This window comes from Streptomyces sp. SID12501 (genome assembly GCF_010550245.1).
Classification (GTDB): Bacteria; Actinomycetota; Actinomycetes; order Streptomycetales; family Streptomycetaceae; genus Streptomyces.
The window spans coordinates 27,203-53,221 of sequence record NZ_JAAGLU010000013.1; the positions used below are offsets into that span (position 1 = coordinate 27,203).

Genomic DNA, 26,019 nt, shown 5'->3' on the forward strand with positions numbered 1-26,019 from the left:
GCCCGCCCGGCAGTGCCGGTGATCCTGACTCGCGGATGACAGATGTCATGGACGGGCCTGGGCGGGTCTGGGCGGCAGGGCGTACGCGGGTGGTGACCCGCGCATACGTCAGGAGGGGCACCCGGTGTTCCGGGCGCCCCTCCTGACCTGCGTTGCCGTGCGGCCGAGCGGCTACGAGGGGTTGGTGTCGATGACGCCGACCCGGTCGGTCGTGCTGACCAGGGCCGGGCGCAACGCGCCGATGACGTCCTCGACGGTGACGGGAGTCTTGTTTCCGTTGCCGCGGGGGATCAGGACCTGGCTGAAGAAGCCGCCGTACAACTCCTTGAGCGCTTCCTTGTCGTACGCCTCGACAAGTGTGCCGTTGACCGCCTTCACCTGGAGGAACTTCCACAGGGAGTTCTTCGGGCTGAGCTCCAGCCCCGCCGTGGCGGTGTCCGCGCGGACGGTGACGTTGGCGGACATCGCCGGGATGGCGAACTTCTTCATCATCCGGTCGACCTCGGCGTTCGAGATCGTCGGCTCCTGCGTCTTGGTGGGGACCTGGACCGGCGTGCTCGTGCCGCTCTCCACCTGGCTGCGGTAGGCGTTCTCGACCGACTCCGCGGCTGCGGCGGCGTCGATGCCCTTGCCTGCCTTGCCGTAGACGGCGACGGCCTTGCCGGACACGAATTTGATCGTGCCGTCGCTCGCCGAGCTGGCCCCGCCGGCCACCCGCTGGAGCGCGGCGGCGAGCTTCTCCTCGTCGACCGGCATGACGGGTTCGACGACTCGCTGCTGCCCGAAGAGCGAGCCGATCACCGACACCGGGTTGTAGTCGCTGCCGGCCGCCGCCCGGACCGTGGCCTGGGTGTCGAACTGGAGCCCCGCCTGATCCGGCTTGAGCTCGACCGTCTTTCCGTCGACCGACAGCTTCAGTGACTGCGTCATCCGGGCGTCGAAGGCGTCGTCGAGCTTCTTGACGGCGTCGTCACGGGTGCCGCCGCCGATGTCGACGCCGAACACGGTGGTGCCCTTGGGCACGTCGGAGTGGTTCATCAGCAGCCCGGCGCCGTACGCGCCACCGGCGACGAGGAAGACGGCGACGAACAGCAGCGTCAGCTTGCTGCGGCCCTTCTTCTTCGCCTTCTTGCCCTTGGGCGCGGCAGCGGCGGGCGTGCTCGGCGACACCGGCTCGGGCAGCTTGGGCGGGGTGTGCGGAAGCGGTCCGACGGAGTGTGTGCCCGGCGCGAACGGGGAGTTACGGTCGGTCGGGACGACGGGCATGCCGCTGGTGAGGGTGGAGCTGGAGACGTTGTCCACGGAGCCGCCGTAGCCGCCGTAGCCGTCGGCGCCCGGGTCGGGGACGTGCTTCTGCGGGGTCAGGATCGCGGTGTCGTCGCTGAGCCCGGCGGCGAACCCACCCGTGCCGGAGACACCGGGGGCCATGGTGCCGTCGCCGACGAAGGGCGGGACGACCGGGCCGTCGCCGGTGACGGGACCGCCGGTCGGGCCCGCGGGACGTCGTCCGCCCGGGCCGCCGGGCCCACCGAAGCCGTTCTGGCCGTTCTGGCCGTTCTGACTGTTCTGACCGTTCTGGCCGTTCGGACCGCCGAAGTCGGCGAAGTCACCGAAGTCGTTGGGCGCCGTGAAGTCGTTCTGGGGGCTGAACCCGTTGCTCTGACCGCCTTGGCCGTTCGGACCGCCCTGGCCGATTTGACCGTTCAGGCCGTTCTGGCCGCCCTGCCCGTTGTCCGAGAAGTAGGGCAGGTCGTCGCGGCGCGGCTCGCCACGACCGTCGGGAGCCCCGGCCGCAGCGCCAGGACCACCCTGGCTACGGGAGCTGCCGGGCGACGGGTAGGCAGACGTGCCCGGCGACGACGGAGCCGCCCCGGCCGCCAGCGCGGACACGTCGAAGGAACCGGTGCCGCCGCCGTGCCCCGGCGCCACGGGACCGGCGCCGGTGGCACCGCCGAGGCCGGCACCCTTCGTACCGCCGCCGCTGCCGCCACCGGCGGCGCGCGGGCCGCCCGCGTTGCCCGCGGCGCCCATGACACCCAGACCGGGGCGAGAGCCCGAGGAACCAACGCCGCCTGGAACGCGGGGAGGTGAAGCACCCGCCGGTCCTGTGCCGTTGGGGCCGCCCGGACGGGCACCTGCGGGCGCGGGGCCCGAAACACCGGGCAGACCGGCCCCGTTGCTCGCGCCGCCGCCCGGACCGCCATTGGGCGCACCGGACTTGCGCGGCGCGAACCAGTCGCTGGTCTTCTCCCCGGGCTGGCCCGGGGATTCGGCGGACGGCTCGGCGGCGCCGTTGGACATGGGTGCGCCCGGCGTTCTGCCGTCGCCTCCCGTCCCGGGCCGCGCATGCGTCCCGGTGGTCTCGGCGGACTCGGTGTCCGCGACGGGCGTCCGGAGGACGACCGGCGGAATCGGCCGGGATCCGGGGATGTTGATCCGGATCCGGGTCGTCAGCGTGGTCTCGGTCTTGGGCCCGTCCGGCTCCGCGGCCGAACGGCCCGCGTCCGGACCGCCGTCGGACGCCATGGGCGTGCCGTACGGCGGTGTTCCCGAGGGGTAGGCGGCACCTCCGCGCCCGTTGGGCCCGGAGGACGGACTGTCAGTTTCACGACTCAAGGCAGGTTCTCCCGGTTGGCTCCGCCGCCCGACGCGACCTCACGCGGGCAGCTCGGCGGCGCGCACCACCATACTGGCCACGTCTGGCGGGTATCCCACGACCGCCGGAGAAACCGTCACCGGACCCCCACGCGGTTGCGGCGGCGAAGTAGTACGTCACTTGCCAAGTCGGACAGCGGGACCGTCCGGTTGCCGCGTCAGGGCGAGCGTGGCAGACATCACAGCGACCGCCATCCCGCCGAGGAGGAAGAGGTACGAGCCGACTCCCGCGGCGAACAGGAAGTCCCCCTCCGGGCGGCTGGCGGTGAGCAGGATGACGGCGACCATCCAGCCGGCCGCGGGCGCGACCGCCCCGGCGCGAGTGCCGACGGCACGCGCCCCGCCGAGGAACAGCCCGGCGGCTCCGCCCAGCGCGAGCAGCAACCCGCCCGGGAACCACGCGCCCTGGAGGAGCGTACCCGCGGCCCCTACGACGGCCCCGAGGACGAAGAGCCCCAGGTAGCCCACCGCCCGCCCCGGAGAGGGTCCGACGAGCGGCTGCGCCAGCAGACTGCCCCCGGCCACGGCCTTCCCACGCGCTTCGCTCGCGGGAACCTTCCCCTTCGCACTCATCGCGCACCACCCTCCGCAGTCACTGCGATCCCGTCGAACAGATCGGTCTCACGCACAGAAATACGCTCAACACCCTCGCCACGCTCAATACGCTCACCACGCACCAACTCGTAGTACTCGTCGGTGAAGAGCGGCTGGGCCTGCTGGTTGGAGAGGGCGAACCAGGGTTCGGCCACCTCGATCTGCGTGGCGTGGGCGCGCATCGCGGCGGCCTTGGCGGCGGCGTACGCGGTCCCGTCGACGACCGTGGTGATGCGCTCCTCGTCCACGACACCCGGTACGTCGCCGATCGCACCGGCCTCGGCGAAGGGCAGCCCGGGCAGCGCCTCCTGAAGCCGGGCGAAGCCTTCCTCGGCGACAGGACGCGACACCCGGTTCCAGTACACCTTGGGGACGCTCCAGCCGGCCTCGGCGGCCAGTTCCACGGCGCGCATGGCGACGCGGTGGGCCTGGATGTGGTCGGGATGGCCGTAGCCGCCGTCCGGGTCGTACGTCACGACGACCTGCGGGCGTACTTCGAGGATCACCTCGACGAGGTACCCGGCCGCCTCGTCGACATCCGCCTGCCAGAAACAGCCGGGGTCGTCGTTGTCGGCGAGCCCCATCATCCCGGAGTCCCCGTACCTGCCGGCTCCGCCGAGCAGCCGGTGGTCGGCGACGCCGAGGGCGCGCATGGCCGCGTCCAGCTCACTCAGCCGGTGCGCGCCGAGGGCGGCACCGGTGAGATGCGCGAGCTCGGGCGGAATGACCTCACCACGCTCACCGAGGGTGCAGGTGACCAGGGTCACCCGGGCCCCCTCGGCCGCGTACCTGGCCATGGTCGCGCCGTTGTTGATCGACTCGTCGTCCGGATGCGCGTGCACCAGAAGAAGACGCCGGTCGGGCAGTTCCGTCATGAGGTCAGCCTACGAGGCGACGATGCCTCCCATAGGGCCCAGGGCCCTACAGGCCGAGGACGCTGCGAACGGCACGCTCGATGCGCTCCATCGTCTCGGGCGTCACCGCGCCCAGTCGCTTGGCGTTATCGAAGCGCCGGGCGGCGTACTGGGTGATGTTCACGGGAACTACGACCGCTTGCACCGGATCGGTGATCGGCACAGAGACCAGTGTGTCCGGGTAGGCGCCTGCTGGATGCAGGAGCAGACACACGGCTGCCTGGAACTTCGTATTCACCTCGTCGATGGAGAGCACTACGACCGTACGAGTGGCCTCGCCGACCGGAACCTCCCAAACAGAGCCTCGCTTCAACGGATGTCCTCCGCCGGATCGTCGTCACCGGTGTCGACCAGCAGCGCACCTTCACTGTCCACAGCGGCCAGCGCCTCCCGGAGTGTCTGCTCGCGCAGGGTGCGGACCATGTAGGCGTTCAGCGAAAGTCCCGCGTCAGCCGCCGCCTTGCGCACTTCGACGTCGAGATCATCTGGTATGCGAACTGTGAATACACTCATGCCACCACTTTAGTCGTTACAACATGCATCGCGAAGGTGCTTCCGGTGAGATCGGATCGGCAGTCGCGGCAGCGACCGGGTTCGGGTCCCCGAAACGCCCGGTCGCAGCCGTCGCAGTTGTGGAGCGGGTGCCGGACACGGACGGTCTCCGGTTGCGAGGGAAAGCCTCCGACGGGTGCCGGAGGCGGCAACTGGGCGCTGAGGCGGTGAGCGAGGAATGCGGCTGGGCGGCGCATGCCTTCGGGTGGGAGGTCGCTGGTCAGTGCGTGTCGTACGGCGGTGGGGCTGGCGTCGCGTTCCAGCCAGGCGGCGACTCCGGGTGCGAGGTGGGCGGTGTCGCAGGCGGACAGGAGCAGGTCGGGGTCGAGGCGGCGGAGCCCGGCGAGGAGGTCGGTGGCGGCCTGGAGGAGACCTGGTCCCTTGTATGCGGGCTGCGGTACGGCGGGGAGGGGCTTGCGTGGGGTGCGCTTCTTCGGCGGGCCGGGGGCAGCAGTGGTGGGGTGTGCGGGGCGGGTGGGCTCGGGGGCCCTGTGCTCGGGGGCGGGCGCGTGGTGGGGAGCGGGCCCCGGATGCGACTCCGGTCGGGGCTTGGACTCCAACTCCGAGTCTGGCTCCGGCCTGGTACGGCGATCGGCGTGGCCCTCGGCCTTACGCCCCGGCTGGTTGCAGGAGACGGTGCGGGTGACGATGTTGCCGCCGGTGGTGCGTTCGCGGGTTCGGCGCAGGTAGCCGTGGGCTTCGAGTTCGCGCAGGGCGGCGGCGATGCGGTCGGGGCCCTCGGGGAATCTCTTGGCGAGGGTCTTGATGTCGACGGGGGAACCAGCTTGCAGCGACTGGATGTGGGTGCCCAGGCCGATCGCGAGCAGTGACAGCGCGGGGTGCTGGGCGAGGTGGTTGCCGATCACCGTGAAGCGGGTGGTGTGGCGGGCGTTGTCGTGGATCACCCCGGAGACGCCGGAACTGGGGCGCCGACGGGGGTGGTTCTTGCCCCGGGTACGGGCTTGGGCGTGCGAGGGCACGCTAAGGTTTTTCGTATCCATCGGGAAGAGGTCTACTTCCTTGGTGGTCAGGCCCTCGCATCGGGAGTGCAATCCCGGCGAGGGCCGTCTCATGTCTGCGGTTGTCCGTGAAGTTGCTGGTGGTGCTGCGCTGAGCGTAAGGCAGGCAACCGGGCACAAATCCAGCTGAGTTGCTGATGTTCACTCGGGCGAGTGAGTTTGCGCGGCGGCAGCGGAAGTGGCTGTGGTCGCTGTCTCCTGCGGACGGGAGGGGTGGGGTTTGGTTGGTTGAGTTCTTTCTCCCCAAGTTCCTTTGAAAGGACCGCTGGTCGCACCGGAACACGGGGTACAGGGTTCCGGTGCGACATCGATTTCCGCCCACACCGTTTTGCGAGGCCGCAGCCCCGAACCCCACCCCCACCGATCGGCGAGTGCATCGACGAGAGCGAGGCCCCGTCCGGACTCCGCGTCGTCGGACGGGGGTTGAGGACAGGGTGGGCGGTCGCCGGCGGTGTCGGTCACCTCGATGCGCAGGGTGGTGCCGATGACGTACACAGTGAGCCGGAAGTCGCGGCCCGGGATGCGTCCGTGGGTGACCGCGTTCGCTGCCAGTTCGGCGACGATCTGGCAGGCCGGGTCCAAGGGGAGGTCCCAGGAGCGCAGTTGTTCGGCGGTGAGCAGCCGGGCCAGGCGGGCGCCACGGGGTGTGGGGGACAGGCGCACGCTGAAGTTGCGGAAGGCGTGGTCGGGTTGGGCCTCGGGGGTGGCGGTTTGTTGGTTCACGTCACTCACAGTGGCCGCACACACCTACCGTGAGCGGTGACTCCACTGTTGCGTACGGTGACTGTCCGGAGCTTGTCCGGTCATGTCCGGGCTGTCGGAACGGGCCCTGCGGGTAGGGCGGGGGTAACGTACAGCGCGGTACGACGGAGGGGCGCGGCATGAGCGTGGACAGTGACGCGGGGCAGCTCAAGAGCGAGGCGGACGAGCCGGGTTGGGAGGTCGACCCGGACGACGAGTGGGGTGTGGCGGTCGTGGCCACCGTCGGACGCCAGCTGAAGCTGCGCCGGGAGGCGGCGGGGATGCGGGCGGCCGACTTCGGCAGGGCGCTGGGGTACGGCGAGGACATGGTCTACAAGATCGAGGGCGGGAAACGGATCCCCCGGCCCGAGTACCTGGTGGAGGCCGACGAACTGCTGAGGGCGGACGGGTTGATCTCCGCCATGAACGAGGACCTGGAGAAGGTCCAGTACCCGAAGAAAGTACGGGCCATCGCGAAGCTGGAGGCCCGGGCGGTGGAGATCGGCGTGTACGTCGGACTCAGCCTCCACGGCCTGTTGCAGACGCCTGAGCATGCGCGGGCCTTGTTCGAGGCGCGGCAACCGCCGTATTCAGAAGAGGAAGTGGAGCGCCTCGTGGCCGCCCGTATGGCCCGGAAATCGGTCTTCGGCAAGTCACCCGTGACCGCGCTGAGCTTCGTCCAGGAAGAGGCGGCACTGCGTCGACGTATCGGCGGCACAATGGTGCGACGCCGACAGCTCGAACACTTGCTGGAGGTGGCGCACCTGCGCAACGTAACGTTCCAGGTGATGCCAACGGAGAGCGGCGCCCACCCTGGGGTGGATGGCAAGATCGAGTTGCTGAAGTTCGCGGACGGCGCGGCTGTGGGGCGCTCCGACGGGGCGTTCAGCGGCCGTCCGACAACAGAGCCGAAGGAACTGCGCATCCTGGAGCTTCGCTACAGCACCATCAGGGCCGAGGCCCTCACCTCCGGGGAGTCACTCGCCTTCATCGAGCAACTACTGGGAGAGACATGATCCGCAAGCACCTCGCCGGAGACCCCTCCGAACTTGCGTGGTTCAAGAGCAGCTACAGCGACGGCACAGAGGGCGACTCCTGCGTCGAGATCGCCACCGCTCCCGGCACCATCCACGTGCGCGACTCCAAGAACACAGAGCGCGGCCCTCGCCTGGCATTCGCGCCCGCCGCCTGGTCAGCCTTCGTTTCGTACCCGACCGAGCGCTGAGCGGCTGGTCGCGTGGACGCGTCGAGCCCACGCCAAGCCCGCTTCCCTGCGGTTCGGCGACGTCTCGGCCTCTGCATCGGGAGACGGGTGTACACGGCTTCCGGTCCTGGTGAACTTCTCCACACCGATAGATCCTCTGGCGGACCAGATGGTGGCACTGTTCGACACGGTGGCAGGGACGCTGCATTGGGGCTGAGTCGATGACAGAGAAGCGGAGCGAAGAGTTCCGGCTGCGTGAAGGACTCGGGATCGCCGGGTTCGTGATCACTCTGGTGGGTGCCGGTGCTGTTCTTGTGTTCGTCCTGGGCGCATGGAAGGCATTCGTGCGGAATACGGCACCTACGGTGCTGGACCTGCCTGGTGGGCCCTGGACCTTTGGGATTCTCTGCGGTCTGATCTCGGTCTTCGGGGTGTTCTCCGGGCACCGCCTGCTCATGGCCGGCCCGTACGCAGAGGCGCGGATTCCACGCGTGGCTCGCTCCGCCGCGACGGCTGTCTGCTGGGGCGGGGCACTGGCATCCCTGAGTTACGTACTGGGCTCTCTGCCTGGCAGGAACTGCCCGTCGTACCGGGCATGCGCCTACATCCCCGGTACAGGCAGCGCACTCATTGCGTACGCGGGCACCACGGCCGTTGTCGGGTGGCTCGTCCACCGTGTCAGCAACACGCGAGTCGAGAAGCGTCGGGCGCTCGAGCGCGAACGTGTGCGCAAGATGCGCAAAAAGGGGAAGGGCAAGAGCCGGGCGGCGGCACGGCGCGGGTAGCCAGTTACGGGACTCGGTGTACGCGTCCCAGGCTCGCGTGGAGGCTTTCACCCCGGAGGAGGGTCGGACCGCCAACATAAGTCGCTACTTCGCGGCCAACGCCCTCAGCACCTGCATCTCGGCCGGGAGCGTCGGCGGGACGAACGCGACCACAGTCCGCGTCCCACCCATGACCCGGCCGAAGACATTGCCCAGTTGCTGTCACAGCTCCAGCGCTTCGAATGCCTTCGTCGAGCACGCCGGACCGGATCAGCGCCCTGAGGCGCTCGACCAGGTGCCCACGACGCACTTACCGGTTCGGGTGGCGAACGCCTCCGCAAGTACGCCGTACACGCGACCCGAGGGCCAAGCTCCGGTCACACACCCACCGGAGCCCACCAGCGCCCACCCGAACCCACCGGCAGCCCACCCAGGCGCTGCCCAGCAGATCCGGGTCAGAACTTGAGGTCGCCGATCATGCCCGCGATGCTTGTCGTCAGGTCGCTGATCGTCGGGGCGAAGGTCGATGAGGCCATGTAGAACCCCAGCAGCATGCACACCACCGCATGCCCTCCCTTGAGACCCGACTTCTTGATCAGCAAGAAGACGATGATCGCCAGCAGCACTACCGCCGAAATCGAGAGCGCCACGGCGGCTCACCTCCAAAGGGCCCAGGGACCGGGGGTCGGACTATGGGGGCAGTAAATCCATACAGTGGCCAGCAGGTTCATACCCACTCGCCGCCAGTGATCATAACTATTCGCCCGCGCGCATCGGTCGGCGCACGGCCGCACAAGGGGGCGCATGGCCAATATGGTCGGGGCATGACGACCGAGCCTGTCTCCTTCCCCCGTCGGCACGCCCGCACCCAGCGATTCACGCTCGGCGCGCCTCGCGCGTTCGCCGTGGCGCCCGACGGTTCGCGGGTCGCCTACCTGCGGTCCTCCGCCGGTACCGACCGGGCCAACAAGTTGTGGGTGCTCGATCTCCCGGACGGTGGGGAGCGCGTCGCCGCCGATCCGTTCGTGCTTCTTGGCGGGGTCGGCGAGAGCCTGTCCGCCGAGGAGCGGGCGCGTCGGGAGCGCAGCCGGGAGGGCAGCGCCGGGATCGTCGGATACGCCACCGACTCGGCTGTCGAACTGGCCGCCTTCGCCTTGTCCGGGCGGCTTTTCGTGGCCGAACTGCAGGCCGGGACTGTGCGCGAGATCCCCGCCCGGGGGCAGGTGATCGACCCGCGCCCCTCCCCCGACGGGCGCCTCGTCGCGTACGTCTCGGACGGCGCCCTGTGCCTCACGGACCTGGTCGGCGAGCGGGCCCACGCGATCGCGGAGCCCGAGTCGGAGACGGTGACGTACGGGCTGGCCGAGTTCATCGCGGCCGAGGAGATGGACCGTTCGCGCGGCTTCTGGTGGTCCCCGGAGTCCGACCGGCTGCTGGTCGCGCGGGCCGACGACGCGCCCGTGAACCGCTGGTGGATCGCAGATCCGGCCCATCCGGAACGGGAGCCGCAGCGGGTCGCGTATCCGGCGGCGGGCACCCCGAACGCGGAGGTGCGGCTCTACGTACTCACCCTCGAAGGGGTGCGGACCGAGGTCGTCTGGGATCGGGCGCGGTACCCGTATCTGGCGCGTGTGCACTGGTCAGGGGCGGGTGCGCCGCTGATTCTGGTGCAGTCGCGGGATCAGCGCGGGCAGCTTTTCCTGGCCGTGGACCCGGACAACGGGGCGACCCGGATGGTGCACGCGGAGGAAGATCCACATTGGCTGGATCTTTTCCCCGGCGTGCCCTGCTGGAGCCCCTCCGGACAGCTCGTGCGCATCGCCGACGAGGGTGGCGCCAGGGTGTTGGTGGTCGGTGAACGGCCCCTGACAGGAGCCCAGTTGCACGTCCGGGCGGTGCTGGACGTGTCGGCCGACGACGTGCTCGTGTCGGCGTCGGCAGGTGAGGCTGCGGTCGGTTCCGAGATCGGTGAAGTGCACGTCTATCGAGTGAATGAGCTCGGGTTGGAGCGCGTCTCGCAAGAGCCCGGCGTGCACTCGGCACTTCGCGCCGGGGGCGTGACCGTGCTCGTGTCGGCGGTGCCGGACCGGCCGGGGGCCCAGGTGCAGGTGCTGCGCGACGGGAAGAGGGCGGCGACCGTCACCTCGTATGCCGAAGACCCCGGTTTGTCCCCGCGCGTGACCTTCACCGAGGGGGGCGCACGCCGAATTCCATGCGCCCTGCTTATGCCGACCGACTACGACGGCGTCACCCCCCTCCCCGTCCTCATGGACCCCTACGGTGGTCCGCACGGCCCGCGCGTGGTCGCCGCGCACAACGCGCACCTCACCTCGCAGTGGTTCGCCGACCAGGGGTTCGCTGTGGTCGTGGCCGACGGGCGGGGCACGCCGGGGCGGTCGCCCGCCTGGGAGAAAGCCGTCCACGGGGACTTCACGGTGTCGCTGGACGACCAGGTCGACGCCCTGCTCGACCTCGCCGAGCGCTACCCGCTCGACCTCTCCCGGGTGGCGATCCGGGGGTGGTCGTACGGCGGCTGGCTCGCGGGGCTGGCGGTGCTGCGACGCCCGGACGTCTTCCACGCGGGTATCGCGGGCGCCCCGGTGACGGACTGGCGGCTGTACGACACGCACTACACGGAGCGGTATCTCGGTGACCCGGCCGCGGCCCCGGAGGCGTACGCGAACAGCTCACTGATCACCGAGGAGGGTCTCTCGTCCCCCGCCGAGCCGCACCGGCCGCTGATGGTCGTGCACGGCACCGCCGACGACAACGTGGTCTTCGCGCACGCCCTGCGGCTGTCCTCGGCCCTGCTGGCCGCCGGCCGCCCGCACGAGGTGCTTCCGCTGTCGGGCGTCACGCACATGACCCCGCAGGAACAGGTGGCGGAGAACCTGCTGCTGCTTCAGGTGGACTTCCTGAAGCGGGCGTTGGGGCCGGCGTAGGTCTCGCGCAGGTCTCGTGCGGGTACGGCAACGGGCTGGGGCTACATGGCGAGCCCCAGCCCGTTTACGGCACCCGCACGGCCGTACGTTCCTCAGAGTGGACCGTCCATATATCGAGATCGGGTCGGCCAAGTTGCCTGCGTGTAAACGCGGTTCGTGCATATTTATGCACTTATTTCACCCCGTCGGCAAGATCGTCCGGCGGGTCCGCCATGGGTACGACCCGTTTCTCCTCCGCGAAATGGCAGGCCGAGGCATGCGCCGCCGGGCCGGTCGTCAGCCGGAACTCCGCTGGGACCGCCAGCAGCGGTACTTCCATGGCGCACCGTTCCCGCGCCTTCCAGCAGCGGGTGCGGAAGCGGCAGCCGGAGGGCGGGTTGGCCGGGGAGGGCACGTCACCGGTGAGGATGATGCGCTCCCGGTGTTCGCGGGCCTCCGGGTCGGGGACGGGCACGGCGGAGAGGAGTGCCTGGGTGTAGGGGTGCGTCGGGTGGTCGTAGATCTCGGCGTCGCGGCCCGTCTCCACGATCCGGCCGAGGTACATCACCCCGACCCGGTCCGAGATGTGCCGCACGATCGACAGGTCGTGGGCGATGAAGACGTACGAGAGGGCGAACTCGCTCTGGAGCCGGTCCAGGAGGTTGATCACCTGTGCCTGCACCGAGACGTCGAGCGCCGACACCGGTTCGTCGGCCACGATGATCTCGGGGCGCAGCGCCAACCCCCGTGCGATACCGATACGTTGGCGCTGGCCGCCGGAGAACTGGTGGGGATAGCGGTTGATGTACTCGGGGTTGAGGCCGACCACGTCCAGCAGTTCCTGCACCTTGCGGCGCCGGTCGCCCTTGGGCGCGACTTCGGGGTGGATCTCGTAGGGCTCCCCGATGATGTCGCCGACCGTCATACGGGGGTTGAGGGAGGTGTAGGGGTCCTGGAAGACCATCTGGATGTTGCGGCGTACGGCCTTCAGCGCCTTGCCCGACATCCTGGTGATGTCCTCGCCCTTGTACAGAATCGTCCCTGCCGTCGGTTTCTCCAGGTTGACCAGCATCCTGGCGACCGTCGACTTGCCGCAGCCGGACTCCCCGACGATGCCCAGGGTTTCGCCGGCGCCGAGCGAGAAGTCGACTCCGTCGACCGCCCGGACGGCGCCCACCTGCTTCTTGAGGAGGATGCCCTGGGTGAGCGGGTAGTGCTTGACCAGCCCGGTCACTTCGAGAATCGGCTCGAGAATCGGCTCAGTGGCCGCGACGGCCTCAGTGGTTGTGGGCATCGAGCGTCTCCTTCCAGAAGAAGCAGGCGCTTCTGCGGACCCCGGCCCCGTCTGCCGAGTCCACCTCCGCCAGCGGGGGTACGTCCGTGCGGCAGATGTCCTGGGCCATCGGGCAGCGCGGGTTGAAGGCGCAGCCCGGCGGGATGTTCATCAGGTTCGGCGGGAGGCCCTTGATGGCGTACAGCTCGCGGCCCTTCTGGTCGAGGCGCGGGATCGACTCCAGCAGGCCCTTGGTGTACGGGTGGGCGGGCGCCTTGTAGATGTCGTGGACCGGCGCCGACTCGACGATCCGGCCCGCGTACATGACGGCGATCCTGTCGGCGACGTCGGCGACGACTCCGAGGTCGTGGGTGATGAGGATCAGGCCCATGTTCAGCTCGCGCTGCAACTCGGCGAGCAGGTCCATGACCTGGGCCTGGACGGTGACGTCGAGGGCTGTCGTCGGTTCGTCGGCGATGATCAGGGCCGGTTCCAGGGCCAGCGCCATGGCGATCATGATGCGCTGGCGCATGCCTCCGGAGAACTGGTGGGGATAGTCCCGTACGCGCTGGGCGGCGGCCGGGATGCGGACGCGGTCCATCAGCTCGATCGCCTTGGTCCTGGCGTCCTTCCGGGACAGTCCGCGGTGGACCGTGAACATCTCGCCGAGCTGGTCGCCGACGGAGAGGACCGGGTTGAGGGAGGACAGGGCGTCCTGGAAGATCATCGCCATCTGAGCGCCCCGGACCTTGCGGCGCTCCTCCTCCTTGAAGGTGAGCAGGTCCTTGCCCTGGAAGAGGATCTCGCCGCCGGTGATCTTCCCCGGCGGGGTGTCGAGGATGCCCATGACCGCCTGGGCCGTCACCGACTTGCCGGAGCCGGACTCGCCGAGCACGGCGAGGGTCTCGCCCTCGTCCACGGCGTAGGTGACGCCGTTGACGGCCTTGGCGACCCCGTCCCGGGTTCTGAACTCCACGTGGAGGTCGCGTACTTCGAGGAGCATGGCGCCGGTCACCTCAGCTTCGGGTCGAGGGCGTCGCGCACCGCGTCGCCGAGCATGATGAACGCGAGCACGGTGACCGCGAGCGCTCCGGAGGGCCACAGGAGGGCGTGCGGGGCGTTGCGGATGTACGGGGAGGCCGCGCTGATGTCGATGCCCCAGGAGACGGTGGGCGGCTTCAGACCGACACCCAGGTACGACAGGGTGGCCTCCAGGGCGATGTACGTGCCGAGCGCGATGGTCGCCACGACGATCACGGGCGCCACGGCGTTGGGCGCGATGTGGCGCAGCAGCATGCGGGAGTTGGACGCGCCGAGAGCCCGGGCGGCCTGGACGTAGTCGTTCTGTTTGGCGGTGATGACCGAGCCGCGGGCGATACGGGAGAGCTGCGGCCAGCCCAGCAGCACCATGAACCCGATGACCGGCCAGACCGTCGAGCTGGTCACCACGGAGAGCAGGACCAGACCGCCGAGGACGACCGGGATCGCGAAGAAGACGTCGGTGATGCGGGACAGCACCGAGTCCCAGACCCCGCCGAAGAACCCGGCGAGGCCGCCGAGGACGGACCCGAGGACCGCGACCCCGAGCGTGGCGCAGACGCCGACCGTGACGGACGTACGGGCGCCGTAGACCGTGCGCGTGTAGACGTCGCAGCCCTGGCCGTCGTATCCGAAGGGATGGCCGGGCCCGGAACTCTTCTGGGCGTTGGCGAGGTCGCACTTCAGCGGGTTGCCTGAGGCGATCACCGAGGGCCAGACGGAGATGACGACCAGGAAGAGGATGACGAGCGCGGAGATGATGAAGACGGGGTTGCGGCGCAGGTCCAGCCAGGCGTCGGACCAGAGGGAGCGGGGTTTGTCGTTCGGGTCCCCGACCCGTCCGGCGCCCGGGCCCTTCTCCAGGGTCTCGGCCTCGCTCGTGGCGAGGTCCATGGCGCCGCCCATGCCGGTCGCGGCGATGGCGCCCTCGGGTGCGCCCGTGGCGCCCGTGGACTGGGGCTCAGGCATAGCGGATCCTCGGGTCGAGTACGGCGTACAGGAGGTCGACGAGCAGGTTGGCGACCAGGAAGACGAGGACGAGGACGGTCACGAAGCCGACGACCGTCTGGGTGTTCTGGCGGAGGATGCCCTGGTAGAGCTGGTAGCCGACGCCGTGGATGTTGAAGATCCGCTCGGTGACGATCGCGCCGCCCATCAGCGCGCCGACGTCCGTGCCGATGAAGGTGACCACGGGGATGAGCGAGTTGCGGAGCAGGTGGCGGGTGATCACCCGACGCCTGGGCAGGCCCTTGGCGACCGCTGTACGGACGTAGTCGGAGCGTTTGTTCTCGGCGATGGACGTGCGGGTCAGACGGGTCACGTACGCGAGTGAGACCGAGGCCAGGACCAGGCCCGGCACGATCAGTTCGTCGAAGGGGGCGTCCGTCGACACCGAGGGCTTGATCCAGCCCCACTCGACGCCCAGCAGCAGCTGGAGCAGCAGACCGGTGACGAAGGTCGGTACCGAGATGACGACCAGGGTGACCAGGAGCACGCCGGTGTCGACGGGCCTGCCGCGGCGCAGGCCCGTGATCACGCCCAGGGTGATGCCGATGACGACCTCCAGGACGACCGCCACGACGGTGAGCCGGATGGTGACGGGGAACGCCGTCGACATCAGCTCGGTGACCTTCTGGCCGTTGAAGGCGGTGCCGAAGTCGCCGGTGAAGACGTTGCCCATGTAGGTCAGGTATTGCTGCCACACGGGCTTGTCGAGGCCGAACTCCTTGCGGAGCTGGGCGGCCGTGGCCGGGTCGCACTGCCGGTCGCCGCAGAGGCCCGCGATGGGGTCGCCCATCACGTTGACCATCAGGAAGATCAACAGTGTGGCGCCGATGAAGACCGGGATCATCTGCAGCAGACGCCGGATTACGTACCGTCCCATGAGGGCTCCGGAGATAGGAGATGGAGATGGTGGGACAGCCGTCCGTGAACGGCTGTCCCTGCGGCTCGGAGGCTCGGAGGCTCGGCCGGTCAGCTGACCTTGATCTCGCTGTACACGGGCAGGCTGAACGGGCTCAGGGCCACGTTCGAGAGGCGCTCCGAGTAGCCGGCGCTGCCGTTCTGGTACCAGAGCGGGATGGCGCCCATGTCGTCCCGCAGGACCTCCTCGGCCTGCTGGAACAGGCCGACGGCCTTGGCCCGGTCGGTCTCCGCGTTGGCCTGGTCGACGAGCTTGTCGAACTCCTTGCTGGTCCACTTGCCGTCGTTGGAGGAGGCGTTGGTGTAGTAGAGCGGCTGGAGGAAGTTCTGGATGAGCGGGTAGTCCATCTGCCAGCCGGCCCGGAAGGGGCCCGACATCTTCGACTGGGTGATCTGGTTGCGGTAGTCGGCGAAGGTGCCGACGGGGTTGCCGACGCAGGCCTTGTCGTTGTCGAGCACGTTGTTGACGCTGTTGCAGACCGCGTCGACCCACTGCTTGTGCGAGCCGGCGTCCGCGTTGTACGAGATCTTGACCTGTCCGCCGGGGAACCCGCCGCCCTCCTCGATGAGCTTCTTGGCCTCCTCGGGGTCGTATTCGCAGGCGTCGCCGCACAGGCCTTCCTTGAAGCCGCCCTCCTCACCGAGGACGGGTGAGGTCCAGTCGGTGGCGGGGGTGCGGGTCTTCTGGAAGATCGTGTCGGTGATCTGCTCGCGGTTGATCGCGCGGGAGAGCCCGGTGCGGACCTTCTCCATGCCGGGCTTGTTCCAGTCCTTGTCGTAGAACGGGAAGGAGAGGGTCTGGATGATGCCGGCGGGTGTGTTGATGTACCGGTCGCCGAGGTCGCTCTTGACGTTCCTGAGCTGAGCGGCGGGCACGTCGTCGACGAGGTCGAGGTTGCCGGCCATCAGGTCGGTGTAGGCGGTGTTGTTGTCGGTGTAGACCTTGAGGTCGACGCCGCCGTTCTGCGCCTTGTCCGTGCCGGAGTAGGCGTCCCACCTGCGCAGGGACATCTGCGCGCCCTTGGTGTACGAGTCGATCGAGTACGGGCCGTTACCGACGGGCTTGCTCACCCAGGCCGCGTGGTCCTTGAAGAAGGCCTGGGGCAGCGGCGAGAAGGCCGCGTAGCCGAGGGTGTCGGGGAAGGTCGAGAACTTCTGGTTGAGCTTGACGGTGAAGGTGTCGGTGCCGGTCACCGCGAGCCCGGAGAGGGTGTCGGCGGTCTGCTTGCCGCCGTCCTCGGGGTGCGCTTTGTCGTAGCCGTCGATGTAGCCGAAGAAGTACGCGTTCTTCTGGTTGTTCTTCAGGCTGGCGCCGTAGTTCCAGGCGTCGACGAACGACTTGGCAGTGACGGCCTCGCCGTTGCTGAACTTCCAGCCGTTCTTGATGGTGACGGTGAAGTTCTGCGAGTCGGTCGTCTCGATCTTCTCGGCCATCATGTTGTTGGCCTTGCCGGTCTTGGGGTCGTACCGTTTCAGACCGCGGAAGATCATGTCGAGGACCTTGGCGCCCTGCACCTCGTTGGTGTTGGCGGGCTCCAGCGGGTTCTGCGGGTCGCCCCAGGACGAGCTGAGGGTGCCGCTGCCGCTGCCGTCGCCGCTGCCGCTGCCGCCGCCGCTGTCGTCACCGCCCCCGCAGGCGGTCGCCGTGAGGGCTACCGCCACCGCGCATGCGGCCCATCGGGCGTGCGTGGCTCCACGCATGGAGTGCCTCCAGTTCAGTGCGCCGTACCGTTACCGGCAAATATCGGCGCACAGCACCCATACCGCACGTCTACTCGGCCCGTCCGGGTTTACCTCCCGCTTTGGTCATGGCCGTCCAAAGCCGACCCAAGTGACGCACCACCCTCGGGTCAAAGGACAAAAGTCCAGATCAAAGGCACCAACGAAGCATTGACGCCGACTGAACCAGCGCTGAAAAGTCACGTTCAGCCCGCTGCTCTGCTGTACGCGGGACCCCTCACCACTCCGGGCCTGGAGCACCATGACCTCGCCTATGCCTTCCGCCACCGCACCCCAGGTGGCGGCCGATTCCGGTGCCGCGGGGCCGGCGCCATCCGCGCCTGCCCGCGGCGGCACCGGCCGCTCGCCGGGGCGGATCGCCTGGCTGCGCTTCCGGCGCGACCGCACCGGCGTCGTCTCGGCCGTCGTGGTCGTGCTGTTCTTCGTGGCGGGCATCGGCGCCCCGCTGATCTCCAAGGTCTACGGCAAGGACCCGTACACGACATACGGCCAGAACGGCACCGGTCTGCTCAACGAGTTCGGGTTCCCGATCCGGCCCAACGGCGGCATCAGCGGCGGCTTCTGGTTCGGGGTCGAACCGCAGCTCGGCCGGGACGTCTTCACCCTGCTGATCTACGGCATCCGCAACTCGCTGCTCATCGCCACGGTGACGACAGCGCTGGTCACCCTGCTCGGCATCGCCGTCGGTCTCACCGCCGGCTATCTGGGCGGGCGCATCGACGGCTTCGTCGGCCGAGTCATCGACATCCTGCTGGCGTTCCCCTCCACCCTGTTCTTCATCGCCTTCTGGCCGGTGATGATCTCGATCTTCGTGTCGCCGGAGGAGAACACCCCGACCTGGCTGACCGTCGTCAGCCTCATCTCCGTGATGACCGCGTTCGGCTGGGCTCCCCTCGCCCGGCTGCTGCGCGGTGAGGTACTCGCCCTGCGCGAGCGGGAGTTCGTCGAGTCCGCCAAGGTCACCGGCGCCTCACCGGCCCGGATCGTGTTCCGGGAGCTGCTGCCCAACCTGTGGACCCCGATCCTCATCCAGGCCACCCTCGCGCTGCCCATGTACGTCACCACCGAGGCGGCGCTCGCCTTCCTCGGGGTCGGGCTCAGCGACCCCACACCCGACTGGGGCGTGATGATCCAGCGCGGGGCGCAGGTCTACCAGAACGACATCACCTACATGCTCTTCCCCGGCCTGTCGATGGTGATCTTCGTGATCGCCTTCAACCTCCTCGGCGACTCCGTGCGCGACGCACTGGACCCGAAAACCAGGCGCTGAACAACGGCGCCGGCCTCCTCCTCTCCCCCCGCACGGGAAACACCCCTTCTCCCTGATTCAGGCAGGAAACCCCATGTCTCTCTCGCGCAGAAACTTCGTCATCGCCACCTCGGTAGCCGCCGGCGGCTCCATGGTCCTGTCCGCGTGCAGCAGCGGTGGTGGAGGCGGTGACGGTACGTCGGGGAGCGGCGCGGTCGCGGCCGGCAAGTACTCGTCGGTCAGCATCGGCACCAAGGCGGACTCCACGGGGCCCGCGCCGGAGATCCCGGGGGCGAAGAAGGGCGGCACGATCCGGCCTATCGGCCCGCAGGACTTCTCGCACCTCGACCCGCAGCGCATCTACTTCGCGTGGAACTCCGAGATCGGCAACCTCTACATCCGCTGTCTGACCGGCTACCGCGTCGACGGCGGCGCGATGAAGCTCGTCGGCGACCTCGCCACCGACACCGGCACCATGGCGGACGGCGGCAGGACCTGGACCTTCACCCTGAAGGACGGGCTGAAGTGGGAGGACGGCAGCGAGCTGACCGTCGAGGACGTACGGCACGGCATCGAGCGCGGCTTCGCCACCTTCACCACCGAGGGCGCCACCTACCTCCAGGCCGCACTGACCGGCACCAACGACTTCCGCTCGGTCTACAAGGGCCCGTACAGCGGCAAGCACCTCGACTCGGTCGTCACGGACACCGCGAAGAAGACGATCACCTTCCACCTGAAGACGGCCCGCCCGGACCTCAACTGGACGCTGGCCATGCAGTCGTACGGAGCGGTGTCGGCCAAGCACGACACCAAGGAGAAGTACGACAAGGACCCGTTCTCCTGCGGTCCGTACCGGCTCAAGTCACACTCCGTCGACAAGTCGCTGACGGTGGTCCGCAACACCCACTGGGACCCGGCGACCGACCCGATCCGCAACGCCTACCCGGACACGTTCGCCTTCGAGTTCGGCCCCGAGGCACTCCAGGCCACCGACCGGCTCATCGCGGACTCCGGGACCGACCAGTACGCGGTGATGGCGTACAGCGCGGTGCCGGCCGAGCGTATCCAGAAGGTGCTGACCACTCCCGACCTGAAGAGCCGTACCGTCGACGGGCTGTCGGCCGGCCTGTACTACTACGCCATCAACTGCAGGCGGATCACCGATCTGAGAGTCCGTCAGGCCCTCAACTATGCCTGGCCGTTGCAGCAGATCCGGACGATCTACGGCGGCCCCTCCGCCGGCGACTACGCGACCACGATCCTCGGCCCCGACATGGCGGGCCGGGTGAAGTTCGACATCTACGGCAAGCTGACGAAGCCGCAGGGCGACACCGCGAAGGCGAAGGCGCTGCTGAAGGAGGCCGGCAAGCTCGGTCAGAAGATCGTCTACACCTACCCGCAGGGCGCCAACGACGCGTACGAGAAGACCAAGGTCGTCATCGCCAACGCCCTGAAGGAGGCCGGCTTCGACCCGGTCGTCAAGCCGGTGGAGTCGACCAGCTACTACGACCAGATCCAGCAGATCGACAACTCCTTCGACGTGATGTGGTTCGGCTGGTCCCCGGACTGGCCCACCGGCTACACCATGCTCCAACCCCTCTTCGACGGCCGGACGATCGCCAACGGCGCGAACAACGTCTCGCAGCTGAAGGTGAACTGGGTCGACGCGGCGATCGACAAGGCCGCCGCCCTCGCCGACCCGACGAAGGCCAACGCGGCGTGGGCAGCCCTGGACAAGGAGCTCATGGAGAAGGAGGCGCCGGTCATCCCCGAGACGTATCAGCGCCGCTTCTATCTGGGCGGCAGCAAGGTGGGCGGCGCCGAGTACGACCCCCTGAACTCGTCGTTCGTTCTCTACAAGCTGTACGCGAAGGCATAGGCAGTTCTTTTGCTTCAGGCCCGTGGGGGCTGGTCGCGCAGTTCCCCGCGCCCCTGACGGGGCGCTCCCGCACACCCGACCACTCCGGCACCGGTCCCGCCCACCAGGGACCGGTGCCGGGGGTTCCGCCAGGGAATCCGATCGCCATGTTCCGCTTCATCCTCCGCCGGACACTCAGCGCGCTGATGATCCTCCTCGTCATCAGCGCGATCACCTTCGTCCTCTTCTACGTCGCCCCGCGCGACCCGGCCCGCAGCGCCTGCGGCAAGCTCTGCACGCCGGAGACGCTCGCGCTCGTCCGGCGCAACCTGGGCATCGACGACCCGCTGCCGGTGCAGTACTGGCACTGGCTGGCGGGCGTGTTCGTGGGCCGTGACTACAGCGGCCTCGGGCACTGCGCCGCGCCCTGCCTCGGCTACTCCTTCACCAACCACGAGCCGGTCCTCGGCCTGATCACCAACCGCTTCCCCACCACGCTGTCCCTCACCCTGGGCAGCACGGTGGTCTTCGTGGTCCTCGGTGTCGGTACGGGCATGCTCGCGGCGGTGAAGCAGGGCCGGGCCCTGGACAAGATCGCTTCGTCGGTCTCGCTGATCGGCTCGTCCCTGCAGATCTACATCGTCGGCGTGGTGGCCATGTACTACCTCTCCGACCAGTGGGGCATCCTCCCCCGCCCCCAGGACAGCGTCGGCTTCAGCCAGGACCCGGTGGCCTGGTTCAAGGGCCTGCTGCTGCCCTGGTTCGTCCTCGCGATCATCTTCACCGCCAACTACACCCGGATGACCCGCTCCCAGCTCGTGGAGACCCTCGCCGAGGACTACGTCCGTACGGCCCGCGCCAAGGGCCTGTCCCGCCGCACGGTGTTCTTCCGGTTCGCCTGGCGGGGCGCGATGGGCCCGATCGTCACGATCCTGGGCCTCGACATCGGCTATCTTCTCGGCGGCGCGATCATCACGGAGGAGACCTTCGGCCTGCACGGCATCGGTGCCCTGTCCATCAAGGCGGTACGGGACAACGACCTGCCGCTGCTGCTGGGGGTGGTCCTGGTGGCCGCGGCGGCGATCGTCGTGGCGAACATCGTGGTGGACGCGGTGTACGCGCTGATCGACCCGCGGATCAGGCTGGCGTAGGGGGACTTGATGACCTCACCGCACGCCCCGCCGCCGGCCGAGCCCTTCCTCTCCGTGCGGGACCTGAAGGTCCACTTCGCCACCGACGACGGTGTGGTGCGGGCGGTGGACGGCCTGTCCTTCGACGTGGAACGCGGCCGGACCCTGGGCATCGTCGGCGAGTCCGGCTCGGGCAAGTCGGTGACGAACCTGGCGATCCTGGGCCTGCACGACCGTAGGCGCACGACGCTGTCCGGCGAGATCCTGCTCGACGGCAAGGAGTTGCTGACGGCGCGGGAGCGGGAACTGGAGAAGCTACGCGGCAGCAGGATGGCGATGATCTTCCAGGACGCGCTGACGTCCCTGTCACCGTTCCACACGGTGGGCCGGCAGATCGCGGAGACGTACGCCAAGCACACGGGCGCGTCCCGGAGGGATTCCAGGGCCCGTGCGGTGGAGATGCTGAGGCGCGTCGGCATCCCGCAGCCGGCACTCCGCGCCGACGACTACCCTCACCAGTTCTCCGGCGGTATGCGCCAACGGGTGATGATCGCCATGGCGTTGGTGTGCGACCCCGAACTCCTCATCGCCGACGAACCGACGACATCCCTGGACGTCACGGTCCAGGCCCAGATCATGGACCTGCTGGGGGACCTCCAGCAGGAGTTCGGCACGTCGATCGTCTTCATCACGCACGACCTCGGGGTCATCTCCCGTATGGCGGACGACATCCTGGTGATGTACGCGGGCCGGGCGGTGGAGCGAGGTACCCGGGCCGAGGTACTGAGGACGCCTGAACACCCGTACACCTGGGGCCTGTTGGGCTCGATGCCGACGCTGCGCTCCCCGGTGGACATCCCGCTGTCCCCGATCCCGGGCACGCCCCCGTCACTCCTCGACCCGCTCCCGGGCTGCCGCTTCGAGCCACGCTGCGCGTTCACGGAACAGGTCCCGGAGGGCCACTGCGCGACCCGGCGCCCCCTCCTGCCCCGTACGCCCGCCCATGGCGCCGCCTGCCATCTGACGCCGGCGCAGCGCCGGGAGTTCCACGCGGACTACGTCACCGCGCAGGTCTGCTGATCAGCCCAGTTCTCCCCGCTCCACGCAGAACTCGTTGCCCTCGGGGTCGGCCATGAGCGCCCACCCGCCGCCGTCGGGCCTGCGGTGGTCCGCGACGACCCGGGCTCCGAGGGAGACGACCCGCTCGACCTCCTCGTCCCGGGTGCGCCCGTGCGGGCGCAGGTCGAGATGCAGGCGGTTCTTCACCGACTTGCCCTCCGGCACCTGGATGAACAGCAGCGTGGGCCCGCCGTCCGGGTCCTGGAGCACCGCCGCAGGGTCGCCGGGCTTGTCGTCGTCGGCCAGCGGGCGGCCGAACACCACGCTCCAGAACAGGCCGAGATCGTAGGGGTCACCGGTGGTGTCGAAGGTGATGTTGTGGATCGTCGGGAAAGACAACGAGGCCTCCAGGCCATGTGAGGGATACCGCGTGTGAGCGTCCCGGACCCGGCACCCGTGTGTCGAACGAATAAAAGCCGGGGGTGAGGAGCCGCTGCTCCTCACCCCCGGCCGACTTCACGTCCCGGAATCCCGGAACCTCAGTCCTGCTTGGCGTCCGCCTCCAGCGCCTTCAGCGCCGGGTCCAGGACGACGTCCTCGGCGCGGGCCTCCGTCGTCGGGTCCTCCGGGAAGTGGCAGGCCGTCAGGTGGCCCTCACGGTTGCCGGAGATCCGGACCAGCGGGGGCTCCTCGCTCGCGCACTTGTCCTGGGCCTTCCAGCAGCGCGTACGGAAACGGCAGCCGGACGGCGGGTGGATCGGCGAGGGGACGTCACCGGCGAGGCGGATGCGCTCACGGGCCTCCGTCTCGTCGTCCATCGCCACCTCGGGGACGGCCGACAGAAGTGCGTGCGTGTACGGGTGACGCGGGCGGTTGTAGATCGAGTCCCGGTCGCCGACCTCGACGATCTTGCCGAGGTACATCACCGCGACCCGCTGCGAGAAGTGCCGCACGATCGCCAGGTCGTGGGCGATGAACAGGAACGCGATGCCCATCTCCTCCTGGACCTTCTTGAGGAGGTTCACCACCTGGGCCTGGATGGAGACGTCCAGCGCTGAGACCGGCTCGTCCGCCACGATCAGCTTCGGCTTCAGGGCGAGCGCACGGGCCACCCCGATGCGCTGACGCTGACCGCCGGAGAACTCGTGCGGGAAGCGGTTGTAGTGCTCGGGGTTGAGCCCGACCAGCTCCAGCAGCTCCCGGACCCGCTTCTCCCGGCCGCCCGCCGGCTCGATCCCGTTGACCTCCATCGGCGACTTGATGATCGTACCGACGGTCTGCCGCGGGTTCAGGGAGCTGTACGGGTCCTGGAAGATCATCTGGATCTCGGAGCGGACCGGCGCCAGCTGCCTGCGCGAGGCGTGTGTGATGTCCTGGCCGGAGTACGTGATCCTGCCGCCGGTCGGCTCCAGCAGACGGGTGAGGAGCCGGCCCGCGGTCGACTTGCCGCAGCCGGACTCGCCCACCATGCCGACGCTCTCGGCGACACCGATGGTCAGATCGATGCCGTCGACCGCCTGTACGGCACCGACCTTCCGTTTGACCGGAAAGCCGCCGTAGATCGGGAAGTGCTTCGTGAGGCCCTCGACCTTGAGCAGTTCCTCGGTCGACGTACCGCTGGAACCCTGCTGTGCGGGGAGGGTGAGGTTGTCACTCATGTCTCGGTGCTCCCTACCGCAGCCGGGGCTGGATCTTGTCGATGAAGATGGTCTGCTTCTGCTCCGCCGACAGATGGCACGCGGAGGCGCGCCCGTCCGCCAGCGACGGCCGTACGGCGGTGCAGCGGCTGCCCGGCACCTCGCCGGTGAAGGCACAGCGCGGGTGGAAGGGGCAGCCCGGGGGCGGGTTGAGCAGCGAGGGCGGCGAGCCGGGGATCGGCGTCAGCGCCTCGTCGATGTCGCCGTCCAGGCGCGGCATGGAGGTGAGCAGACCCCAGGTGTACGGGTGCTTCGGCGTGCGGAGCACTTCCTTCACGCTGCCGCGCTCCACGGCCCGGCCCGCGTACATCACCAGCAGGTCGTCGGCCATGTTCGAGATGACGCCGAGGTCGTGCGTGATGAAGATGATCGCGGAGCCGAACTCCTGCTGGAGGTCCTTGAGCAGGTCCAGGATCTGGGCCTGCACCGTCACGTCCAGCGCGGTGGTGGGCTCGTCGGCGATCAGCAGATCGGGGTCGCACATCAGCGCCATGGCGATCATCGCGCGCTGGCGCATACCGCCGGAGAACTGGTGCGGGTAGTCGTCGAAGCGTGTCCTGGGCTGTGGGATGCCGACCTTCTCCAGCATCTGGACCGCACGGTCCTTGGCCTCCTTCCTGGAGGCTCCGCGGTGCTTCATGAACGGCTCGGACAGCTGGCGGCCCACCGTGTAGTACGGGGCGAGCGCGGTCAGCGGGTCCTGGAAGATCATCGCCATCTTGTTGCCGCGGAGCTGCTCCAGTTCCTTCTCCGTGGCGGTGACGAGTTCCTTGCCGTCGAGGACGATCTCGCCGTCGACGGTCGTGCTCATCGGGTTGTGCAGACCGAGGATCGTCAGGTTCGTGACGGACTTGCCCGATCCGGACTCGCCCACGATGCCCAGGGTCCTGCCGCGCTCGACGTCGAAGGAGAGTCCGTCGACCGCCTTGACGATGCCGTCCTCGGTGGAGAACTGCACCTTGAGATCGCGGACCGAGAGGAAGCCGTCCGGACCGGTCGGGGCCGGTGCGCCCTCGGGCTTGGTCAGTGTGGTCACGGTGGTTCGTTCCTCCTCGGAGTGCCGGACCTACGGGTCGATGTAGGAATACAGGACGTCGGTAAGAACGCTCCGGGTCGGACCGAGGACGCCGGCGACAGGCCTGTTGCGGCACTCATGCCCGATGCCGGCCTCCCAGGGGAGACCGGCATCGGGCATCACTCACCTCAGCGGATCGGTCACCGCACGGGCGTCCTGAAGACCACACGGAAATCGCCGTGCGGCGACAGCGCGATCAGCAGGTTCGACGACATGGCCGCCGCCAGCCGCTCCAGGAGCGGCAAGGTCGGCACCCCCCTGCCGTGCTCCAGGCGCGACAGCGCCCCCTGGCTCATGCCCGCCTGAGCCGCGACCCGTTCCTGTGTCAGCCCCATTTCCAGGCGCCTGGCACGCACAGCCACCCCGAGGGGTCTGCCGAGCGATTCGCTCGTCACTCCGTCGCAGGTGTTGCCATGTCTGCGATCTGTCACAACAAACACTTTCGCCACTCTCCCCGTGCACTGGAACGACCGGCACACCTCGCGCGTCCGACAGAACCGCGAGGCACCCCAACGATCAGAAAGACGGACCCGCTGCGGTAGGCGGTTCCGCCCTTGGCCAGTTCTTGAGCACGCCTTTCATGTCGCAAAGCACATGAGCCCCCACAGAGAGA

Annotated in this window: 25 protein-coding genes; 8 read left to right on the plus strand and 17 right to left on the minus strand. The window is 68.8% G+C overall.

The genetic code is table 11. The features are described 5' to 3' along the window. Positions 1-171: 171 nt before the first annotated feature. From G3I71_RS17105 to G3I71_RS17135, 7 genes are all read right to left on the minus strand, one after another. Positions 172-2,616, minus strand: a complete 2,445-nt coding sequence (locus G3I71_RS17105) for a hypothetical protein (RefSeq protein ID WP_164315639.1) — start codon at positions 2,614-2,616, stop codon at positions 172-174. 156 nt (positions 2,617-2,772) lie between these two features. Next, the gene (locus tag G3I71_RS17110) at positions 2,773-3,228 is read right to left on the minus strand and encodes a DUF6113 family protein (protein WP_164315640.1); all 456 of its coding nucleotides are present in this window, start codon (positions 3,226-3,228) and stop codon (positions 2,773-2,775) included. After that, positions 3,225-4,124, minus strand: coding sequence for an N-acetyl-1-D-myo-inositol-2-amino-2-deoxy-alpha-D-glucopyranoside deacetylase (gene mshB, locus G3I71_RS17115; protein WP_164315641.1), 900 nt, complete (start codon positions 4,122-4,124; stop codon positions 3,225-3,227). The genes G3I71_RS17110 and mshB overlap by 4 nt, the downstream gene beginning before the upstream one ends. Positions 4,125-4,170: 46 nt before the next feature. Beyond that, complete coding sequence (locus G3I71_RS17120) at positions 4,171-4,476, minus strand: type II toxin-antitoxin system PemK/MazF family toxin (RefSeq protein WP_164315642.1); 306 nt, start codon at positions 4,474-4,476, stop codon at positions 4,171-4,173. After that, the gene (locus tag G3I71_RS17125; protein WP_164315643.1) at positions 4,473-4,676 is read right to left on the minus strand and encodes a toxin-antitoxin system HicB family antitoxin; all 204 of its coding nucleotides are present in this window, start codon (positions 4,674-4,676) and stop codon (positions 4,473-4,475) included. The genes G3I71_RS17120 and G3I71_RS17125 overlap by 4 nt, the downstream gene beginning before the upstream one ends. Further along, a complete protein-coding gene (locus G3I71_RS17130; protein ID WP_203730595.1) occupies positions 4,673-5,716 on the minus strand; it encodes a helix-turn-helix domain-containing protein in 1,044 nt (347 codons plus the stop codon). Before G3I71_RS17130 ends, G3I71_RS17125 begins: the two co-directional genes overlap by 4 nt. 159 nt (positions 5,717-5,875) lie before the next feature. Continuing rightward, positions 5,876-6,457: an ATP-binding protein gene (locus tag G3I71_RS17135; protein WP_164315645.1), complete on the minus strand. Its 582-nt coding sequence runs from the start codon at positions 6,455-6,457 to the stop codon at positions 5,876-5,878. Between the two features lie 158 nt (positions 6,458-6,615). Here G3I71_RS17135 and G3I71_RS17140 point away from each other — a divergent pair, with 158 nt between their 5' ends. From G3I71_RS17140 to G3I71_RS17150, 3 genes are all read left to right on the plus strand, one after another. Then, positions 6,616-7,491: a helix-turn-helix transcriptional regulator gene (locus G3I71_RS17140; RefSeq protein ID WP_164315646.1), complete on the plus strand. Its 876-nt coding sequence runs from the start codon at positions 6,616-6,618 to the stop codon at positions 7,489-7,491. Beyond that, positions 7,488-7,700, plus strand: coding sequence for a DUF397 domain-containing protein (locus G3I71_RS17145; RefSeq protein ID WP_164315647.1), 213 nt, complete (start codon positions 7,488-7,490; stop codon positions 7,698-7,700). Before G3I71_RS17140 ends, G3I71_RS17145 begins: the two co-directional genes overlap by 4 nt. 200 nt (positions 7,701-7,900) lie before the next feature. Further along, complete coding sequence (locus G3I71_RS17150; protein ID WP_164315648.1) at positions 7,901-8,464, plus strand: hypothetical protein; 564 nt, start codon at positions 7,901-7,903, stop codon at positions 8,462-8,464. Positions 8,465-8,898: 434 nt separating this feature from the next. Here G3I71_RS17150 and G3I71_RS17155 read toward each other — a convergent pair whose 3' ends face one another. Then, positions 8,899-9,093: a hypothetical protein gene (locus G3I71_RS17155; protein WP_006375723.1), complete on the minus strand. Its 195-nt coding sequence runs from the start codon at positions 9,091-9,093 to the stop codon at positions 8,899-8,901. Between the two features lie 174 nt (positions 9,094-9,267). Here G3I71_RS17155 and G3I71_RS17160 point away from each other — a divergent pair, with 174 nt between their 5' ends. Continuing rightward, entirely contained in the window at positions 9,268-11,385 is a 2,118-nt protein-coding gene (locus tag G3I71_RS17160; RefSeq protein WP_164315649.1) for a S9 family peptidase, read from the plus strand. 172 nt (positions 11,386-11,557) lie between these two features. Here G3I71_RS17160 and G3I71_RS17165 read toward each other — a convergent pair whose 3' ends face one another. The 5 genes from G3I71_RS17165 to G3I71_RS17185 form a co-directional block, all read right to left on the minus strand. Continuing rightward, the gene (locus G3I71_RS17165; RefSeq protein ID WP_164315650.1) at positions 11,558-12,658 is read right to left on the minus strand and encodes an ABC transporter ATP-binding protein; all 1,101 of its coding nucleotides are present in this window, start codon (positions 12,656-12,658) and stop codon (positions 11,558-11,560) included. After that, entirely contained in the window at positions 12,642-13,640 is a 999-nt protein-coding gene (locus G3I71_RS17170; protein WP_164315651.1) for an ABC transporter ATP-binding protein, read from the minus strand. The genes G3I71_RS17165 and G3I71_RS17170 overlap by 17 nt, the downstream gene beginning before the upstream one ends. Before the next feature lie 8 nt (positions 13,641-13,648). Beyond that, entirely contained in the window at positions 13,649-14,644 is a 996-nt protein-coding gene (locus tag G3I71_RS17175) for an ABC transporter permease (protein ID WP_164315652.1), read from the minus strand. Next, the gene (locus G3I71_RS17180; RefSeq protein WP_164315653.1) at positions 14,637-15,560 is read right to left on the minus strand and encodes an ABC transporter permease; all 924 of its coding nucleotides are present in this window, start codon (positions 15,558-15,560) and stop codon (positions 14,637-14,639) included. The genes G3I71_RS17175 and G3I71_RS17180 overlap by 8 nt, the downstream gene beginning before the upstream one ends. Positions 15,561-15,649: 89 nt before the next feature. Next, positions 15,650-17,299 carry an ABC transporter substrate-binding protein gene (locus G3I71_RS17185; protein ID WP_164315654.1) on the minus strand — a complete coding sequence of 550 codons (1,650 nt, stop codon included), beginning with the start codon at positions 17,297-17,299 and terminating at the stop codon, positions 15,650-15,652. A 292-nt stretch (positions 17,300-17,591) separates the two neighbouring features. Between G3I71_RS17185 and G3I71_RS17190 the strand changes: the two genes are divergently transcribed. The 4 genes from G3I71_RS17190 (at position 17,592) to G3I71_RS17205 (ending at position 22,655) form a co-directional block, all read left to right on the plus strand. Beyond that, a complete protein-coding gene (locus G3I71_RS17190; protein ID WP_239149194.1) occupies positions 17,592-18,608 on the plus strand; it encodes an ABC transporter permease in 1,017 nt (338 codons plus the stop codon). 73 nt (positions 18,609-18,681) lie between these two features. Continuing rightward, complete coding sequence (locus tag G3I71_RS17195) at positions 18,682-20,466, plus strand: ABC transporter substrate-binding protein (protein ID WP_164315656.1); 1,785 nt, start codon at positions 18,682-18,684, stop codon at positions 20,464-20,466. Between the two features lie 146 nt (positions 20,467-20,612). Beyond that, the gene (locus G3I71_RS17200) at positions 20,613-21,596 is read left to right on the plus strand and encodes an ABC transporter permease (RefSeq protein ID WP_164315657.1); all 984 of its coding nucleotides are present in this window, start codon (positions 20,613-20,615) and stop codon (positions 21,594-21,596) included. A gap of 9 nt (positions 21,597-21,605) precedes the next feature. Continuing rightward, positions 21,606-22,655: an ABC transporter ATP-binding protein gene (locus tag G3I71_RS17205; protein ID WP_164315658.1), complete on the plus strand. Its 1,050-nt coding sequence runs from the start codon at positions 21,606-21,608 to the stop codon at positions 22,653-22,655. Here G3I71_RS17205 and G3I71_RS17210 read toward each other — a convergent pair whose 3' ends face one another. The 4 genes from G3I71_RS17210 to G3I71_RS52705 all read right to left on the minus strand — a co-directional run bounded on the left by G3I71_RS17210 (position 22,656) and on the right by G3I71_RS52705 (position 25,885). Continuing rightward, on the minus strand, positions 22,656-23,033 hold the full coding sequence (locus G3I71_RS17210; protein WP_164315659.1) for a VOC family protein: 378 nt from the start codon (positions 23,031-23,033) through the stop codon (positions 22,656-22,658). Between the two features lie 140 nt (positions 23,034-23,173). Beyond that, positions 23,174-24,292 carry an ABC transporter ATP-binding protein gene (locus tag G3I71_RS17215; protein ID WP_164315660.1) on the minus strand — a complete coding sequence of 373 codons (1,119 nt, stop codon included), beginning with the start codon at positions 24,290-24,292 and terminating at the stop codon, positions 23,174-23,176. A 13-nt stretch (positions 24,293-24,305) separates the two neighbouring features. Next, positions 24,306-25,367 (minus strand): ABC transporter ATP-binding protein, encoded by a 1,062-nt coding sequence (locus G3I71_RS17220; RefSeq protein ID WP_164315661.1) that lies wholly within the window; start codon positions 25,365-25,367, stop codon positions 24,306-24,308. Positions 25,368-25,546: 179 nt separating this feature from the next. Continuing rightward, a complete protein-coding gene (locus G3I71_RS52705; RefSeq protein WP_343242983.1) occupies positions 25,547-25,885 on the minus strand; it encodes a helix-turn-helix transcriptional regulator in 339 nt (112 codons plus the stop codon). Positions 25,886-26,019: the final 134 nt, after the last annotated feature.